The sequence below is a fragment of the Pseudomonas sp. EA_35y_Pfl2_R5 genome, assembly GCF_963970805.1.
In the GTDB taxonomy this organism is placed as follows: domain Bacteria; phylum Pseudomonadota; class Gammaproteobacteria; order Pseudomonadales; family Pseudomonadaceae; genus Aquipseudomonas.
This window is the reverse complement of sequence record NZ_CAXAOW010000001.1, coordinates 516307-531836: the sequence shown is the minus strand read 5'-3', so window position 1 is coordinate 531836 and position 15530 is coordinate 516307. Positions and strand designations below refer to the sequence as shown.

Below are 15530 nucleotides of genomic sequence, written 5' to 3'. Positions count from 1 at the left end.
GAGGTGGTGTTTTCAGTGACGCGGGCTGCTGTCGTCGGGCAAATGACGCTGGCTGCGCCACTGCTCCATTTCGATCACCTGGGCACTGTCTGCCGGCGGTTCGCGGAAGGGATGGGCCGCCAGTTCGATACGCCCCACTTGCTTGCCGAACATGACGATGCTGCCGGCGTGGCGCTGCTCACCCGTAACCGTGAACTCGAAGCCATACACTCGTGCCAGGCGCTTGCGTCCGCGCGCATCGGGCAACAGGGCGAGCCGGCGTAGGGCAACATTGCCATCGAGCAACTCCACATCAGCCTTGGCGCAGTGCTGCTGCACCAGGGCCAACGCGCGCTCACGCAGACCATGGGCATGCCACAGCCAGGCGCAGGCGGTGGCGAACAGCATCAGCAGAAATACATCGAAGAGGTCGATCATGGTGGCTCCGGCGGCAGAGTGCAGAGCTTAACCGATTGCCGCACAGTTCTTGGTGCCGGGCTTGTCGCCGTTAAGCAGTTGCTTTAGGGTCTGTTGCCGTTTCGTTCGCGGCCGCGCCGGAGCCTGTTTTAGCGCGAGGCAAGGCACGAGACACGAAGTTTGGTTGTCCCAAATGAGTGTCGAGAAACGCAGCATCGCGCTAAAACAGGCCCGTCCCTACGGGTTGCGCGCAAAATCTCGCCATGCGGTGTTGGAGGACTTGGCAAGGGAACAACCATTACCTGCGTCCTCCGCCTAGCCTGGCGAGATTTTACGCAGCAACGCGGCTCGCGACGAAACGGCAACAGACCCTAGCGTCCGCGCACGCCAATCCGAAAAGGAATTTCCCATGCAGTGTCCTGCCTGCCGTACCACCCCGTTGCAACCAACCAAACTGGATGACGGCCTGCTGGCCCACGGCTGCCCACAGTGCTCCGGCGCTCTGGTGGCCTTGTTGTATTACCGCGACTGGGCTGAGCGTCAGCCGCAGAACGATGAGCCGCAGGCGCAGGTTGCAGCTGAGGCGGCCAGCGAGAGCCAGCAGGCCCTGAGCTGCCCCAAATGCGCCAAATTGATGAGCAAATTCCAGATCAGCGGCACCCACGGCAACCGCCTGGATTTGTGCAGCAGCTGTGATGAGGCCTGGCTGGATAACGGCGAATGGCAACTGCTCAAGGCGCTGGAGCTTAGCCACAAGATGCCGAGCATTTTCACCGAGGCCTGGCAGCGCAAGGTGCGCCAGCAAGCCTCCGAGGAAGCGCGCCGGCAACGCTTCGCTCGGCTGGTTGGGGATGAAGCCATTGCCCGCGCGGACGATATTCGCAGCTGGCTGAAGGATCATCCGCAGCGCCGTGAGCTGCTGTTCTATATCGGTCACGAGTGACCCTGAAGCTGTTCGTGGAGCAGGACGCTGTATATGAACAAGTGGGCTGTTTCGGCGCTGGCTGGCCTGATGTTGTTGGTTACTGTTGGCTGGTTGTGGTCACGCGATGAAGCGTTGAGTCCGCAGGCTAAGGATTGGCTTGAGCAGGCGGCTGCCAATGTGGGTGAAAGTCCGGCCTACTACCAGCTTATGGGGATGGATGCATCTGCTGGCCGCGACCCGCAGATTGAAGGTCGTAAGCGTGTGGCGCTCTATCACCAGCGTTTGCTTAGCCAGGAGGCACAACCTGGTGCAGACATATCCACGCTGGCGATGCCGGGGCGGGCGTTGTGCGTGCTTGGTGCGCAGGGCTGTTTGCAACGGTTGCGGCTAGAGCCTACGCAACGGCAAGCGTTGCTCAGCCAGCACCGTGAACTGTTGCAGCGCTATCAGCAGCTGTTGATGCTTGATGCGCCGCATACCGTGGCACGACCTGGTCTGGATGAGCCGATACCCAACTATGCAGCGGTACTGCGGGGTAATCGACTGCGCGCTTTACAAGCGTTGCAACTGGCTGAAGAGGGCCGGGGTGAAGATGCTCTGGCGTTGCTTCAGGAGGATATTCGCCTGCTGCGTATCTGGCTGTCGGATGCCGATAACCTGATCATGAAAATGACCACCGTAGCGCTCATCGCGCAGAACCTGGATGCGCTAGCGATGCTGTATCAGGTCGGTCTGATTCCTCCGCCTGACATTCAACAGCCTTTGAGCGGTGAGGAGCGCTCGTTGTTGCGCGCCATGCAACGTGAGTTCGCCATGGTGGCTACTGGTCTAACGGAGCTTAGATATCAGGCAAATCTCGAGCAGGAGTTGGGTGTCAGTGCTTGGCGCTTGCAGTGGGTCTACAAGCCACAGATGAGTATCAACGACAGCTTGCCTGCCTATGCTCGCTCGGCCAGCGAGTCTTTTATGGATGCTGAGGCTTTTGTCGGAGTTTTGAGTGAGCCGGCGCCCTCTGATGTTTCGACTTGGCGGCGCGTGCGCAACCCTGTTGGAGGGATTCTGGTTGGGGTGGCGATCCCTGATTTCAGGCCTTATATGGCCCGGCTGCATGACTTAGACGCCAAGTTTGTATTGTTCAATCGCCTAGGGCGGCCTGCGCGGGTAGGCGGTAATCCCTACTCGCCCAACGAGCAGCCTGTTTGGGATGAGAAGCACCAACGTATGTGCTTTAACGGCCCGCTGGCAGACGCTAAGCAGGTGCGTTGTCTACCCGCTAACCCGCCACTTTAGCGCCTCGACAATCTAGGCAGATACGCTTACGCCCCTGCGCTTTGGCGTTGTATAGCTGGGTATCCGCCCGCTGCAGCTGTTGCAGGCTGTCGCCGGGACGGGCGCACGTCAGATCGATGCTGATGGTGTATGTACTTGTCTGCACGCTCAGCTTTTTTCTTTGTTCAAGGCCTGGTAGCGCTGCTGCAGTTCGTGGCGGATCTGCCGGCGCTGCAGGGCCTGGCGCTGGCGGCGTTCGGCGTCGGCGGTGGCGGGCTCTAGGGTGGGGATGGGTACGGGCTTTCCCTGTTCATCGACTGCCACCATGGTGAAGAAGCAGCTGTTGGTGTGACGCACCGAACGTTCGCGAATGTTCTCCGTGATGACCTTGATGCCGACCTCCATTGAGGTACGGCCCGCATAGTTGACTGAGGCGAGAAAGGTCACCAGTTCGCCAACGTGGATGGGCTTGAGGAACACCACCTGATCTACCGACAGGGTCACCACGTAGCAGCCGGCATAGCGGCTGGCGCAGGCGTAGGCGACTTCATCAAGGTATTTGAGCAGGGTGCCGCCGTGCACATTGCCGGAGAAGTTAGCCATGTCCGGGGTCATCAGTACGGTCATCGTCAGCTGGGCGTTTCCGGGTTCCATAACAGGCTCTGTACGGGGAAGTAGGCCAACCATAACAGCTGGCGCCTGCTGTTGGCTGCGTTTAAGGCAGGCTGGCGCTGCTTTGGGGCAGGTTGAACCGTTGGCGCAGCTGGTTTAATTGCACAGCCTCTTCGAGCAGGAAGCGGTCAAAGCGCTTGATCAGTTCGGGGTGTTTGTAGCTGCTCAGGTGAAAACTGGTGTTGACCTGCGGTAGCTGTGGATCGAGCTGCACCTGAGCGGGGTCGAGGCCGAGTTGGCGTAGCTGGTGCTGTACCACTTGCGGGTTGGCATAGATGGCATCCAGGCGGTTGCGCTCCAGCATGCGCAGCATGCTGTGGATATCCTGAACCTCCACCAGTTCGACGCCGTTTTTGGCCAGCACGGGCTGCCAGGCCTCGGCGGTAAAGCCACGGACAATACCCAGGCGTTTGACCGTGTGCAGTCCTTGGCCGAGTCGTTTAGCACGCACCAGGGTGGCGTCGACAATCTGGACCACCGGCTGGCTGTAATACAGCGTCTGGCCGTCGCGGGCCTTACGGGCCCAGGCCGGGTTATCGGGGAACAGCAGATCGAGGTTTTGTCCGCTGAGCATATTGCGATACAGGCGGTTGACCGGTTGCGGGCGCAGCTCCAGCTCAAGGCCTTCGCGCGTGGCAAAGGCTCGCAGCAGAGCGATGCAGTAACCATCGAAATCCTGACCTTCTACGGCGCTGTAGTAGGGGTAGTAGTCGTGATTTTCCAGGCCAACGCGCAACGGCTCGGCCGTTGCGAGTGTGCTGTACAGCCAGCAGGCCAGGATAAAGCAGAGGCGCATGGGCCACTCCACGGGTGTGCAGTTTTTGTACAGCATAGCCGCTAGGGACTGTTGCCGTTTCGTCGCAACCTGCGAACGAAACGGCAACAGTCCCTAGACACCGCACCGTCAGGCGTGGGTCAGGTACCAGCGCCAGTCCTGCTCGCCGACTTCGCCCATAAACTGGCGGAATTCATTCCACTTGATCGCCAGAAACACCTTGAGGAAGTCCTCGCTCAGCGCTTCTTTGGCCCAGGCGGAGTTTTCCAGCGCGCGTAGGGCGGTCAGCCAGTCGGTCGGCAGGGTTTCACGTGCCTGTTCGTAGCCGTTGCCGATGATTTCCTCGCCCGGATCGATCTGGTTTTTGATCCCGTGATGAATCCCGGCAAGGATCGCCGCTGCCGCCAGGTAGGGGTTGGCGTCGGCGCCGCAGATGCGGTGCTCGACATGCCGACTCTTGGCCGGACCGCCCGGTACACGGAACGACACGGTGCGGTTGTTCACGCCCCAGCTCTTGGCCAGTGGCGCGTAGCTGTTGGCCTGGAAGCGGCGGTAGGAGTTGGCGTTGGGGCAGAAGATCGCCAGGGCGTCGTTGAGCGTGGCCATCATCCCGCCGATGGCGTGCTTGAGCAGCGGTGTGCCATGCGGGTCGTCGCTGGCCATCAGGTTGTTGCCCTGTTCATCCGCCAGGCTAACGTGCATGTGCATCCCGCTGCCGGCCAGGTCGCCGAACGGCTTGGCCATGAAGCAGGCCTGCAGCCCGTGCTTGTTGGCCACGCCTTTAACCAGACGCTTGTAGCGCACACCTTCGTCGACGGCCTGCAGCGCGTCGAAGCGGTGCTCCAGGGTCAGTTCAACCTGGCCAGGGGCGTATTCGGAAATCGCCGTGCGTACCGGCAGGCCCTGTACCTCGCAGGCGCTGTAGAGATCGTCGAGGAAGGGCTGCAACTGCTCTAGCTCGTACACCCCATACACCTGCGACGCCTGCGGACGCACGCCGTTGGCCTGCATGGCCGGCTGCGGGCGACCGTTGGCGTCGCGCTGTTTATCTAGCAGGTAGAACTCCAGCTCCACCGCCATTACCGGGTGGTAGCCGTCGGCCTTGAGGCGGTCGATGGCGCGTACCAGCACATGCCGTGGATCGGCCGGCGCGGCGGGCATGCCTTGCGTTGGATGCATGCTCACCTGCAACTGGCCGGTGGGGTTGCTGCGCCAGGGTTGCAAGGTCAGGCTGCCGGGGATTGGATAGGTCCAGCAGTCGGCGTCGGCCACTTCCCAGACCAGGCCGCTTTCTTCCACGTCCTCGCCCTGGATGGTCAGCGCCAGGATCGAGCTGGGCAGCGGTCGGCCGTTCTCGTAGATGGCCAGCAGCTCGTCGCGGTGCAGCAACTTGCCGCGCGGAATGCCGTTGGCGTCGATCAGCATCAGCTCGATGCTGCGTACCTCGGGATGGGCGGCAAGGAAGTCGCGGGCTTCCTGGGGATCGGCGAATTGCATGGTGGTGTCCTGGGTAGGATGGGTTAGGCGCGTAGCGGCGTAACCCATCGATGCGCTCTGATGGGTATCGCTGCGCTCCACCCATCCTACGGTTTAGATCGTTTGGTTTACTCGCGGGCGCCGGGAATGGCCAGCAGCTCGGTCAGGGCCCGGTCGAGCATGTCGATCAACTTATCCACATCGTCTGCCGTGGTGCTGGGGCAGCACAGGGTCATATTGTGGAAAGGCGTGATCAAAATGCCGCGGTTGATCAGGTACAGGTGCAGGGCCATCTGCAGTTCGTCATGGAACGCCGCTTCGGCCTCGGCGCCGGTCTTCGGTGATACCGGGCAGAACTGGAACTCGCTGCGCGCGCCCAACTCGGTCACCGACCACTTGAGGTCGTGCTTGCCGATCAGGCTGCGAAAGCCCGCCGCGAGTCTGGCGGCCAGCGGCAACATATGCGCGTAGGCAGCCTCGGTCATCACCTGTTCCAAGTTGGCGCGCATGCAGTGCATGGCCAGGGCGTTGGCCGACAGGGTGGTGCCCATGCCGCTGTGACCGTGACCGTGGCTGCCTTCGCTGGCGCGTTTGCGCGCAGCGGTCATGGCCTCGGCCATCGCTGCGCTGCAGCCGAAGATACCGCACGGCACACCGCCGGCAATCGGTTTGCCGACCACAAAGAAGTCCGGTTCGAGGTTCCACAATTTCGTGCAGCCACCCATGTCGGTGGAGATGGTGTGAGTTTCGTCGATGATCAGCAGCGCGCCATACTTACGTGTGAGTTCGCGGCATTGCTGCATAAAGCCCGGCTCGGGCAGGACCATGCCGATATTGGTCATCGCCGGCTCGCAGAGCAGGGCGCACACATCGCCTTGGGCCAGTGCAGCTTCCAGCGCCGCGACATCGTTGAACGGGATCGAGCGGCTGTGCTCGGTCAGGTCATAGGCCTGGCCGATCAGGCCGGAGCGCGGCACGGTTTCGCCGTCGATACAGCGCACCATCACATCATCCACGGTGCCGTGGTAGCAGCCGTCGAATACCAGCAGGGTGTTGCGCTGGGTGATCGCGCGCGCCCAGCGCAGCACATAGCGATTCGAATCTGTTGCGGTGGCCGTGACCTGCCAGAACGGCAGGCCGAAGCGTGCGGCCAGCAGCTCACCGCAGACCACCGCGTCCTCGCCTGGGAGCATGGTGGTCAGGCCGTTGTTGCCTTGCTCGGCGATGGCCTTGGCGATCGGGTCCGGCGAGTGGCCAAACATGGTGCCGGTGTCCCCCAGACAGAAGTCGATGTATTCGTGGCCGTCGACGTCATAGAAACGCGCGCCCTTGGCCCGCTCGACGAACAGTGGCACCGGTGTCGACCAGTCGGCCATCCAATGCATCGGTACGCCGCCATACAGCGAGTTGCGCGCGCGTTCGGCCAAGGCCACGGATTTCGGGTTACGCGCAATAAAACGCTCGCGCTCACGGCTGGCGAAGGTTGCTACGGCGGATGGGCTGATACCGCTGGCAGTCATGTTGAACACCTCGTTCGAATATCTGCACATCCTATTTTGTGATCACAGAAAGCTCAAGCGTTGGTTTAATTCGGCTTTATTGCTAGATTGTCGTCATATTTGTGATCACAGGATGTTGCGAAATGGTCTTTCAACAGCAGGTCGCGCTGATCAGCGGCGCGGGCAGTGAATCGGGAATCGGCCTGGCCATCGCCCGGCGTCTGGGCCGTGCCGGTGCGCGGGTGTTGCTGACTGCCAGCAGTGCGCGGGTCGAGCAACGGGTCGCCGAGTTGTGCGCTGAAGGTATTCAAGCACGTGGCCGCGCAGCTGACCTGACTGATGAGCAGCAAGTGGCCGAGCTGGTCGAGTGGGCTCAGGCGCAGTGGGGGCAGATCGACATTCTGGTAAACAACGCTGGCATGGCCATGCAAGGCAGCCCCGAGCCGTTTGCCGAGCTGGCGGACATGGACCTGGCGACCTGGAACCTGTCCATCGCGCGCAACCTCGGCACGGCTTTTCTGCTCACCCGTGCGGTGCTGCCGGGCATGCGTGCGCGCGGCTACGGGCGCATCGTCAATATCAGCTCGACCACCGGCACTCGCGGCAGCAATCCCGGCGAGGCGGCCTACAGCGCAGCCAAGGCCGGCATGCTCGGCCTGAGCATGGGCCTGGCGCTGGAAGTAGCCAAGCAGGGAATAACAGTCAACAGCGTGGCGCCGGGTTGGATCGCCACCGGCTCGAGCACCGAGGAGGAGCGCCACGCGGCAGAGTACACGCCGATGCGCCGCGCTGGCCGGCCAGAAGAAGTCGCTGCCGCCGTGGCCTTTTTGGCTTCGCCGGAGGCCAGCTATATCACCGGCGAGGTCATCGTGGTGGACGGCGGTAATTGCCTGATCGAGAACAAAGCCCCCTGCTGAACGGCTGCGCGTCGATCTGGCTGTGTTGAAAAGCGGCTCGGAAAGCCGCTTGCGGTTAACGCGCTTTAGCGCGACCGAAGGGCGAGTGAAACGAGTACTGCTCATTTACAGCTCGTAAACTCGTGTGCGAGCCCAGTCCGCGTCCTCGCCGCTTTGACCAGCCGGAGGCTGTTACTAACGTAGCGCCTTGCCAGCTTCTAGCTCGCGCGCTCAGATGCTCGTACCTATTTTGGAGAACCCCATGCATAACTGCTCGCTGACCCTCACCCAACTCCCCGCGCCACCGCTACGGGGCTGAACGACCATGGCCGATAATCTGCAGGATCAGCTCTACCAACGTATTCGAGAAAGCCTGCTGGCGGGGCGCTTCCAGCCCGGCGAGCGCTTGAAAATTCGTGGTCTAGCCGCGGAGTGGGGCACCAGCCCGATGCCGGTACGCGCCGCCTTGCAGCGCCTGGTCGCCGAAGGCGCGCTGGAAGGTGAGCCGCAGCGCTCGGTGCGCGTACCGCCGATGACCCGCGAGCGTTATCAGAATATCGTTCAGGTGCGCCTGGGCCTCGAAGGCCTGGCCGTGGAATTGGCCACGCCACGCCTGACCCCGACTGATCTGGCCGAGCTGCGCGGTTGCGTGGCGCGCATGGACCAGGCCATCGAGCAGCGCCAGGTGCAGGCCTATCTGGATGCCAACAGCCAGTTTCACCTGCACCTCTACAGCGCCTGCGGCAACCCAGTGTTGCTGCGCTCAATCGAGTCGTTGTGGTTGCAGGTTGGGCCGTTCTTCAATCGGCTTTTTACTGACGCCGATCTGTCGCTGCGCCTCAACGACTTCCACGAGGATGCTTTTGCCGCCATCGAAGCCGGTGACGCCAAAGCCGCGCGCCAGGCTATGGAGCAGGACCTGAGCTACTTCGCGCGCTTCCTGCTCAATCTGCTGGACTTGGATCTGGCCCAACGTTGAGAAGCTGGCAGCGGGTGTGTTCTGGAACTCAACCAGAGCACTGGCAGTACTGGCCTTGGCCTGTACTTCTCGGCGCGTATTGCTGGCCTGCATTGCCGTGGCGAACACTGTGGGCACATTGAACTGGCTAATGGTGGCCACTCGGTGGCGGTGAGTTTCGCATTTACTTACCCTGATACCCCTCCGGCGTGCGGAGAGTAGAGAGATAAACCCCCATGATGCATATTCCCCGGGTGCTGAACCCGCAACAGGTGACTGAGTGCCGTGAACTGTTGCAGCGCGCGCAGTGGATGGACGGTCGGCAAACCGCTGGGCCGCTGTCGGCGTTGGTCAAGAACAACCTGCAACTGCCAGTGGGCAGTGCCGAGGCGCAGCAGATCGGGCAGATGATGCTGGCGGCGCTGGAAAGTAACGCGCTGTTTATGTCTGCCGCGCTGCCACGGCGAGTGCTGCCGCCACGCTTCAATTGCCACCAAGTTGGGCAAGCTTACGGTCTGCATGTGGACAATGCGGTGCAGCGGCTGGCCGGCGGCGAGATGTTGCGCTCGGACCTATCGGCCACGTTGTTTCTCAGCGGGCCTGACGAGTACGAGGGCGGTGAGTTGGAAATCGTCGCCAGTCTGGCTACCCACAGCATCAAACTGGCAGCTGGTGACTTGCTGCTTTATCCCTCGACCAGCCTGCATCAGGTCTGCCCGGTGACACGGGGCACACGCTTGTGTGCGTTTTTCTGGTTGCAGAGCATGGTGCGCGATGCCGAGCAGCGGCGCTTGCTGTTTGAGCTGGATCAGAGTGTTCAGCAGCTCTCGCGGGAGCTGGGCAATGACCATTCCAGCGTGCTGCAACTTACCGGCGTGTACCACAACCTGATGCGCCAATGGGCGGATATCTGACCTGAGAGACTGCGCTCTAGGGCACGCAGCTCAAAGGTTGCTCACGCCAGGCTGCCCAAGCCTGTGGCCAGCCCTCGGCATGACCGACACCTGGCAAGATGGCCGCCTCCAGGCAATCAGCTTGCCCTAGCGCCCGCCGGTAATCATCGAGTAGCACGCGCGGTATGACGCGGTCGGCGTCGCCCAGCAGATGGCGCTGCGGTATGCGGGCCAGACGCTCGCGCTGGTCGAGCGGTTCCAGTGAGCCGTCCAGCGGTGTCAGCTTGAGCGTCGCCGTCCAGCGACGCGGGCTGAGGTTGCCGGCCAGCGTTTGCACTTGGGCGATATCGTCGCGGCGTAGCGCCAGCAGCAGCGCCAACGTTGCGCCGCCGGAATAGCCGACTAGCTCGAAGTCCCGGTTGTCATAGCGCGCCTTGAGCTGATCGAGCGCCTGGTCGAGGCTGTGCACGATTTCTTCGGCATAGCGCCGGTTGGTCCACAGGGCCGTCGTGCAGGCGGGCGCACTGATGAACTGGCAGGGCCTCGCCAGATACAGGTTGGGCGTCGGGTCAGTAAAGGCCAGTTCGGCTAGCAGTAATTGGCGCGGGCTGGGATCGAGGCTGGGTTGGCTGGACGTTGCCCAGGCATGGCCGTCGCCTTCCAGATAGACACGTAGGCGCTGGCCCGGCACCGGGTGGCGCGGCGTGGCTAATACCAAGGGAAAAGGTGAGCCGGGCAGGTTTTCCACCTGCCGCTCATGCGCTGCGGCCAATTCCTGCAACTGGCTGAGCGGGGTCTGGCAGGCGCTCAACAGAGTTGCGAGCAGCAGTAGCGCGCTGCGTGTCGAATCTGCCAGAAGCGCCCTCATCAAAAGTCGTAACGCACCTTGGCCTGCAAGGTATCGGTCTGGAAGTCTTCCTTGCCGCTGTAGTCGTAGCTGACGCCAAAGGTGGTGGCGGCCAGTTTGTACTCCAGGCCGAGGCCAGCTTCGTAGCGGGTGCGCGCCGGGCTGGCACCAGTCGCCAGGAAGGGCGAGCCACCGAAGGTGAAGCTGGCGCTGGTGGCGACCCGGTCGGCGGCGAAGTCGTGGTAGACCATGACCTTGGCTTCCGGCTGCAGGGTGCCCTGGCCTAGTGGTAGGTTGCCGGACAGGCGCACGCCGGCACCAAGTTCGACCACTTCATAGCGTTGGTCGTCCACGTCCAATGCGGCGATTGAGCCCTTCTCACGGAAGCTGTCGATATCCACGCGGGCGTAGCGGGCGGCTGCGCGCGGTTCGACCTGCAGGCCGTTGTCCAGCTGAATGCCATAACCACCGAGCACATCCAGGCCGAGCAGCTGGCTGTCGTAGTCGCCTTTGGCCTCAGTGCCAGCAATATAGCGGGTGCTGTCGTTATGGTTGAGGCCGAGGGTCAGGCTGGAGTCGAGGAACCAGGCGTCCTGCTCATAGCCGCTGTACAGGGTGATGGCGTGGCCATCGATATCGGCCTGGTTGCCGCCATCGGCACTGATATCGCTGTTCAGGTAGCTGTAGGCTAGGCCCAGGGTTAGCTGATCGGTCACCTTGGTATCGGCGCCGATACCAAGGCCGGAGAGGTCGGCATCGTAGCCTTCGATACCGTCACGGCTGTCCTGCTCGACCTGGCTGCCCAGCGCTTTGATCCACAGGCCGGCGTCCTTGAAGCTGTCACCGGACGACTGGCCACGCAGGCCCTGAGTGCGCTGGTTGGCATTGAGGTGGGCTGTGTTGTTCAGGCCATAGGCGGCCTGCAGGCTGGCGCCGTTGACCTGGGGGACCAGCTGCTCGGCGGTATCTGCGACCTGCTGGGCATCACCAGCCAACGCATCGAGCACCGGGTTGTTTGGGCTGTTGGTGGCCATGGTGGAAAGCAGCGGCAGGATGGCACTGCCCGCCGACTGGGCGTTTGGGCTGTTGCCGATGAAGTTGTATTGGTCAACGGTGCTGACCGTGGCCACAACCTTGCCGGCATTCACCGCGAAACTGTCGACGCGCAGCAGCGCCGAATCGCGTGCAACCACGCTGAGGCCGTTGTTGACGATGCCTTCGCCGGACAGCAGGGTGTAGGTCGTGTTGTCTGCGGCGAAATCTGCGCCGCGCACCTTCAGGCCAATCTGCGAGCTGTTGCCGAAGGTGGCGGTGCCCAAACCTGTGACAATCGCATTGCCATCGCCGGTGCCGCTGGCCACAGGGGTGGCGCTGCTCAGGTACATATCCAATTTGGCATTGGAGGCCAGGGTCAGGCTGCCGGTGAGGGTGGTGCGATCCTGCTCCAGAGTCAGACGTGCGCCGCTAGCCACGTTGATCATCTGGTTGGCGCTGGCATTACGGTAGCGCACATCACCGTTGACGATGATGGTGTTGAGGCCCGTGATGGCTCCGATAATGCTGCCACCATTCCAGTTCAGGGTGGTGGTGCCGGCTGTGAAGCTTGTGTTGCTAAAGTCCACGTCGCCATCGACGTTGACCTGGTTCGCCCCCTTGACCAGGCCGCTGATGCTGCCGCCACTCCAATTAAGGGTAAGTATTCCTGCGCTCAAGTTGGTTATTGCATTTGGGGCGTTAATGCTGCCGCTTATTTGATTAATAGTTAAGTTGCTTGCTGATTCCAAATAAATGCCATACGAGTTATTGGAAATCGTGCCCCAGTTATTTAACGTATCTAAACTCCCAAGTGATGTTATGTAGAGAGTTCCTGAGGAGTTTCCAGTCCCGTTAAGTGTTCCGTAATTGTCGATACTGCCAATGGTTGTTTGTATTTCAATGACGTCTTCGCTGTCGTAGTTGTTCGCGATGATTGTCGTGGTACTGGGAATAGTTACTTGAGCGCAAGCTTGGTTGAGAATCACCTCAGCATTTGCACTGCCTAACGTAATCGGACAGCCAGGGACTGCTAAGGCAGAGCTGCTATGAGCAGCGATAGCCAGGGCGAGCAGGGAAAGGCGCGAAGCTGAAGGCGTCATGGGAGTCCTTGTTGTCATTGGCGGCAGGGCACTGATGGCCAATAGATGGCAAAGCGCCATATCTTGCCTAGCTGGCAAGAGGCAAACAAGTAAATTCAGGCGACCGTTTATCGCTGTGCACTGATGGGTCTATGGACTCGCGGCTGCAGATAACTTGGTTTGGAGCTACCTGTGGCTACGTGGAGAAGGACTATCGTGAGTCGATCTGGGCTCGCCAATCTGATGGCTGGCGAGCTTAGCGTGTAGTCGCCGTTCAGCTTTCCAGCCACACGTCACGCACCCAATGCCAGACCGATTCCCAGCTTTCGTCTTCGTTGATTTCGGTGGTGTCGGCTTCCCACAGCAGCACGGTGCCGTCTTCTTCGACCACGTAGTAGTTGCCGTGGTCTTCGCACAGCGGCACGAATTCGCGTGGCACGCCCAGGGACCAGGCGGTGGCGGCGACTTCCGGCAGGTAAGTGTGTGATTGCGGGTCGCTGGCGGTAACGGGCTCCAGGCGGCCGTAGACCACGTCGCTGACCTGTAGGAGGAATTCGCGCAGGCCGTAGGGCAGGTGGATCAGGATCTGCTCCTGAATCTCCACCAGGGTTTCTTCTTCCGGCAATTCCAGCGGGACGGGCACCGGCTCGTTGAGTTCGCGCAACTGTTCGATGACTTCTTCCACGGTGTCTGCCTCATTTATTACGGGGTATACGGGAGCGTCTTATACCCTAGACGGGTCTAAGCAAAAAGCTGGCACAGTGCTATTGTGCAGATGAACAGTGCGTCAATTTTTGAACGTCATAAGTTGGTTGGGTCATGAACAGTCAAACGCAAGAGTCCGAAGACGGTGCACTCAGCGAGGAAGAGCGGTTACAGCTGCTGACTACCGCTGGTAAGCGCAACCGCCTGTTTATCCTGGCGCTGGCCGGGGTACTGGGTAGCCTGATGCTGGTTTCGGTCGGGCTGAATATTTACAGCGCGTTCAGTGCCGGCGACGAGCCGCGTATTCAGGCGCTGGAACAGCAGATCCTGCAGCTTGAACAGCAACTGGCGGTGCAGCAGACCGCGTTGAGCAACCAGGAAGAACTGCTGGCCAGCCAGCAGGCATCGCAGCTGACGGGAATGTTCGAGCGCGCGGAGAACCCGGACAGCATCGCTGAAGTGAGTAAAGTGCTGCAGGCTCAGGAGCGTGATTACCAGCAGGTAATGCAGGGCCTGAAGGTCGGTATGCGTGACCTGGCCAATATGCTGCCAGGCTCGCGCAGCTGGCTGGCGCATTACGAAGAAGCGATTGACCGTGCCCAGTTAAACAGCCGCAAACGCAGTGAAGATATTCAGGCCTGGAGCGACAAGGCCCAGCAGCCTGCCCCGGCGGCCAAGCCGCCAGGTAAGAGCGCCAACTAGCCCATGTGGTAGAAGGCCAGCTTATTTCCATCCAGATCACGGATATAGGCGCCATAGAAGCCCGGTATGCGTTCGCCAGGTTTGCCTTCGCAGCTTGCACCCAGCTCGATGGCTTTGGCGTAGAGCTTGTCCACACCTTCGCATGAGCCGCCGGGCAGGGCGATCATCTGGCCATTGCCTGGGGTAGGCGCTTGCTTGTCGTAGGGCAGGCAGACGGCAAACATCGGCTGACCCTTGGCGATACCGTAGAAGGCGATGCGGCCCATATCCATGACCACTCTTGCGCCCAGTTTAGCCAGCAAGGGGCTGTAGAAAGCCTTGGCTTTTTCCATGTCAGTGGTGCCAACCGTGGTGTATCCGATCATTGCACAGTACTCGCGTTGGGTAGGTTCGAGCGGCTCAGATTGCACCGTGAATGGAGCGCGCGCCAGTCCATACATGTGCTGAATGATGGATAAAGAAAACCCGGGGCTTGCCCGGGCTTCTTGATGCAGCGAAGGATCAGCCGTTTTGGCGGATACCAGCAACCAGCCACGGCTGGTCGTCACCGACGGCACGCTCCAGGCGCCAGCTTTCGCTGAACACTTCGCCTTGGTCAAAGCGCGAGGTCTTGGCCACGCCGGTAAAGGTCAGGGTGGCGACGGTCTTGTCGCTGAGGTCATCTACGCCATCGAGCTGTACATCGAGGTTGTCGACGTAGGTGGACTGGAAGCCATCGCCCAGATCAGCACGTTCACGGCTGAGGAATTCCAGCAGCTGCGGGGTGACGAACTCGCCGATCTTGTCCATCTCGTTGGCATCCCAGTGCTGTTGCAGGCTGAGGAAGTGCTCGCGACCGGCGTTGATAAAGCTCTGCTCGTTGAACCAGGCCGGGGCGTTGATTACTGGCTTGATCGCGGCTGCGGCGCTGCTGCCGCCGAAGATCGAAGCTGGAGCTGCAGGCATTTCACGCTGCATTGGCGCACCGTTAGCAGTCGCCGGATTGGCTTGCTGGCGACGGGTGGCAAGGAAGCGGAACAGCAGGAAGGCGATCAGGCCGAAGATCAGCATGTCCATGATCTGCAAGCCTTCAAAGCCGTCACCCATAAACATCGAGGCCAGCAGACCACCGGCGGCCAGACCGGCCAATGGGCCCAACCATTTCGATGCACCGCTGGCTGCGGCAGGTTGACGACCAGCGGTCGCCGGGGCAGCGGATTGCTGGGCCGGCGCTTGGCGAGCCTGGTGGCTTGGCGCAGAACCGAAGGATTTGCCGCCGCCCAGACGTTTGGCTTCGGCGTCGAAACTCATGGTGGTCAGTCCCAGGCTGAGGAACATGGCCAGGGCGATGCTAAGGAAACGCTGCATGGTTAGCTGTCTCTTGGTGATTGGATCTACGCGCGGCATCTTGCCCGGCGTAGCCG

The 15530-nt window shown here is 61.2% G+C and carries 16 protein-coding genes and 1 pseudogene; 7 read left to right on the top strand and 10 right to left on the bottom strand.

Features of this window, described 5'->3' with window-relative positions; genetic code table 11:
- Positions 1-12: 12 nt before the first annotated feature.
- On the bottom strand, positions 13-417 hold the full coding sequence (locus AACX99_RS02365; protein ID WP_339409221.1) for a DUF3301 domain-containing protein: 405 nt from the start codon (positions 415-417) through the stop codon (positions 13-15).
- Positions 418-805: 388 nt separating this feature from the next.
- On the opposite strand from AACX99_RS02365, the gene AACX99_RS02360 reads away from it, so the two are divergent.
- Both AACX99_RS02360 and AACX99_RS02355 read left to right on the top strand, forming a co-directional pair.
- Entirely contained in the window at positions 806-1339 is a 534-nt protein-coding gene (locus AACX99_RS02360; RefSeq protein WP_339409220.1) for a zf-TFIIB domain-containing protein, read from the top strand.
- Positions 1340-1372: 33 nt separating this feature from the next.
- The gene (locus AACX99_RS02355; RefSeq protein ID WP_339409219.1) at positions 1373-2611 is read left to right on the top strand and encodes a hypothetical protein; all 1239 of its coding nucleotides are present in this window, start codon (positions 1373-1375) and stop codon (positions 2609-2611) included.
- Positions 2612-2758: 147 nt separating this feature from the next.
- Here the strand turns inward: AACX99_RS02355 and AACX99_RS02350 are convergent, their stop codons facing one another.
- The 4 genes from AACX99_RS02350 to AACX99_RS02335 form a co-directional block, all read right to left on the bottom strand.
- On the bottom strand, positions 2759-3244 hold the full coding sequence (locus tag AACX99_RS02350) for an acyl-CoA thioesterase (RefSeq protein WP_339409218.1): 486 nt from the start codon (positions 3242-3244) through the stop codon (positions 2759-2761).
- Between the two features lie 61 nt (positions 3245-3305).
- The gene (locus tag AACX99_RS02345) at positions 3306-4058 is read right to left on the bottom strand and encodes a substrate-binding periplasmic protein (protein ID WP_339409217.1); all 753 of its coding nucleotides are present in this window, start codon (positions 4056-4058) and stop codon (positions 3306-3308) included.
- 108 nt (positions 4059-4166) lie between these two features.
- A complete protein-coding gene (locus tag AACX99_RS02340) occupies positions 4167-5534 on the bottom strand; it encodes a glutamine synthetase family protein (protein WP_339409216.1) in 1368 nt (455 codons plus the stop codon).
- 107 nt (positions 5535-5641) lie between these two features.
- The gene (locus AACX99_RS02335) at positions 5642-7033 is read right to left on the bottom strand and encodes an aspartate aminotransferase family protein (RefSeq protein ID WP_339409215.1); all 1392 of its coding nucleotides are present in this window, start codon (positions 7031-7033) and stop codon (positions 5642-5644) included.
- Between the two features lie 122 nt (positions 7034-7155).
- Here AACX99_RS02335 and AACX99_RS02330 point away from each other — a divergent pair, with 122 nt between their 5' ends.
- The 4 genes and pseudogenes from AACX99_RS02330 to AACX99_RS02315 all read left to right on the top strand — a co-directional run bounded on the left by AACX99_RS02330 (position 7156) and on the right by AACX99_RS02315 (position 9780).
- The gene (locus tag AACX99_RS02330; protein WP_339409214.1) at positions 7156-7929 is read left to right on the top strand and encodes an SDR family NAD(P)-dependent oxidoreductase; all 774 of its coding nucleotides are present in this window, start codon (positions 7156-7158) and stop codon (positions 7927-7929) included.
- Positions 7930-8233: 304 nt separating this feature from the next.
- The gene (locus AACX99_RS02325; protein WP_339409213.1) at positions 8234-8887 is read left to right on the top strand and encodes a GntR family transcriptional regulator; all 654 of its coding nucleotides are present in this window, start codon (positions 8234-8236) and stop codon (positions 8885-8887) included.
- A 27-nt stretch (positions 8888-8914) separates the two neighbouring features.
- Positions 8915-9063 (top strand): annotated as a pseudogene (locus AACX99_RS02320) (sensor histidine kinase); the annotation flags it as partial.
- A gap of 39 nt (positions 9064-9102) precedes the next feature.
- Positions 9103-9780 (top strand): Fe2+-dependent dioxygenase, encoded by a 678-nt coding sequence (locus AACX99_RS02315; protein ID WP_339409212.1) that lies wholly within the window; start codon positions 9103-9105, stop codon positions 9778-9780.
- 16 nt (positions 9781-9796) lie between these two features.
- Here AACX99_RS02315 and AACX99_RS02310 read toward each other — a convergent pair whose 3' ends face one another.
- From AACX99_RS02310 to AACX99_RS02300, 3 genes are all read right to left on the bottom strand, one after another.
- Entirely contained in the window at positions 9797-10627 is an 831-nt protein-coding gene (locus AACX99_RS02310; RefSeq protein ID WP_339409211.1) for an alpha/beta hydrolase, read from the bottom strand.
- Positions 10627-12318, bottom strand: a complete 1692-nt coding sequence (locus AACX99_RS02305) for an autotransporter family protein (RefSeq protein ID WP_339409210.1) — start codon at positions 12316-12318, stop codon at positions 10627-10629. Before AACX99_RS02305 ends, AACX99_RS02310 begins: the two co-directional genes overlap by 1 nt.
- A 676-nt stretch (positions 12319-12994) precedes the next feature.
- Positions 12995-13405 carry an SMI1/KNR4 family protein gene (locus tag AACX99_RS02300; protein ID WP_269379478.1) on the bottom strand — a complete coding sequence of 137 codons (411 nt, stop codon included), beginning with the start codon at positions 13403-13405 and terminating at the stop codon, positions 12995-12997.
- A 134-nt stretch (positions 13406-13539) separates the two neighbouring features.
- Here AACX99_RS02300 and AACX99_RS02295 point away from each other — a divergent pair, with 134 nt between their 5' ends.
- The gene (locus AACX99_RS02295) at positions 13540-14127 is read left to right on the top strand and encodes a hypothetical protein (protein ID WP_339409209.1); all 588 of its coding nucleotides are present in this window, start codon (positions 13540-13542) and stop codon (positions 14125-14127) included.
- On the opposite strand, the gene AACX99_RS02290 is transcribed toward AACX99_RS02295, so the two are convergent.
- Together AACX99_RS02290 and AACX99_RS02285 are read right to left on the bottom strand one after the other, a co-directional pair.
- The gene (locus AACX99_RS02290) at positions 14124-14492 is read right to left on the bottom strand and encodes a VOC family protein (RefSeq protein ID WP_339409208.1); all 369 of its coding nucleotides are present in this window, start codon (positions 14490-14492) and stop codon (positions 14124-14126) included. The genes AACX99_RS02295 and AACX99_RS02290 overlap by 4 nt on opposite strands.
- Positions 14493-14628: 136 nt before the next feature.
- Positions 14629-15474 carry a Tim44 domain-containing protein gene (locus tag AACX99_RS02285; RefSeq protein ID WP_339409207.1) on the bottom strand — a complete coding sequence of 282 codons (846 nt, stop codon included), beginning with the start codon at positions 15472-15474 and terminating at the stop codon, positions 14629-14631.
- Positions 15475-15530 lie beyond the last annotated feature (56 nt).

Coding starts and splice junctions, on each gene's coding strand:
- AACX99_RS02290 (WP_339409208.1), bottom strand. CDS start 14,492: ATGATCGGATACACCACGGTTGGCACCACTGACATGGAAAAAGCCAAG.
- AACX99_RS02360 (WP_339409220.1), top strand. CDS start 806: ATGCAGTGTCCTGCCTGCCGTACCACCCCGTTGCAACCAACCAAACTG.
- AACX99_RS02355 (WP_339409219.1), top strand. CDS start 1,373: ATGAACAAGTGGGCTGTTTCGGCGCTGGCTGGCCTGATGTTGTTGGTT.
- AACX99_RS02315 (WP_339409212.1), top strand. CDS start 9,103: ATGATGCATATTCCCCGGGTGCTGAACCCGCAACAGGTGACTGAGTGC.
- AACX99_RS02325 (WP_339409213.1), top strand. CDS start 8,234: ATGGCCGATAATCTGCAGGATCAGCTCTACCAACGTATTCGAGAAAGC.
- AACX99_RS02335 (WP_339409215.1), bottom strand. CDS start 7,033: ATGACTGCCAGCGGTATCAGCCCATCCGCCGTAGCAACCTTCGCCAGC.
- AACX99_RS02345 (WP_339409217.1), bottom strand. CDS start 4,058: ATGCGCCTCTGCTTTATCCTGGCCTGCTGGCTGTACAGCACACTCGCA.
- AACX99_RS02310 (WP_339409211.1), bottom strand. CDS start 10,627: ATGAGGGCGCTTCTGGCAGATTCGACACGCAGCGCGCTACTGCTGCTC.
- AACX99_RS02295 (WP_339409209.1), top strand. CDS start 13,540: ATGAACAGTCAAACGCAAGAGTCCGAAGACGGTGCACTCAGCGAGGAA.
- AACX99_RS02340 (WP_339409216.1), bottom strand. CDS start 5,534: ATGCAATTCGCCGATCCCCAGGAAGCCCGCGACTTCCTTGCCGCCCAT.
- AACX99_RS02350 (WP_339409218.1), bottom strand. CDS start 3,244: ATGGAACCCGGAAACGCCCAGCTGACGATGACCGTACTGATGACCCCG.
- AACX99_RS02285 (WP_339409207.1), bottom strand. CDS start 15,474: ATGCAGCGTTTCCTTAGCATCGCCCTGGCCATGTTCCTCAGCCTGGGA.
- AACX99_RS02330 (WP_339409214.1), top strand. CDS start 7,156: ATGGTCTTTCAACAGCAGGTCGCGCTGATCAGCGGCGCGGGCAGTGAA.
- AACX99_RS02365 (WP_339409221.1), bottom strand. CDS start 417: ATGATCGACCTCTTCGATGTATTTCTGCTGATGCTGTTCGCCACCGCC.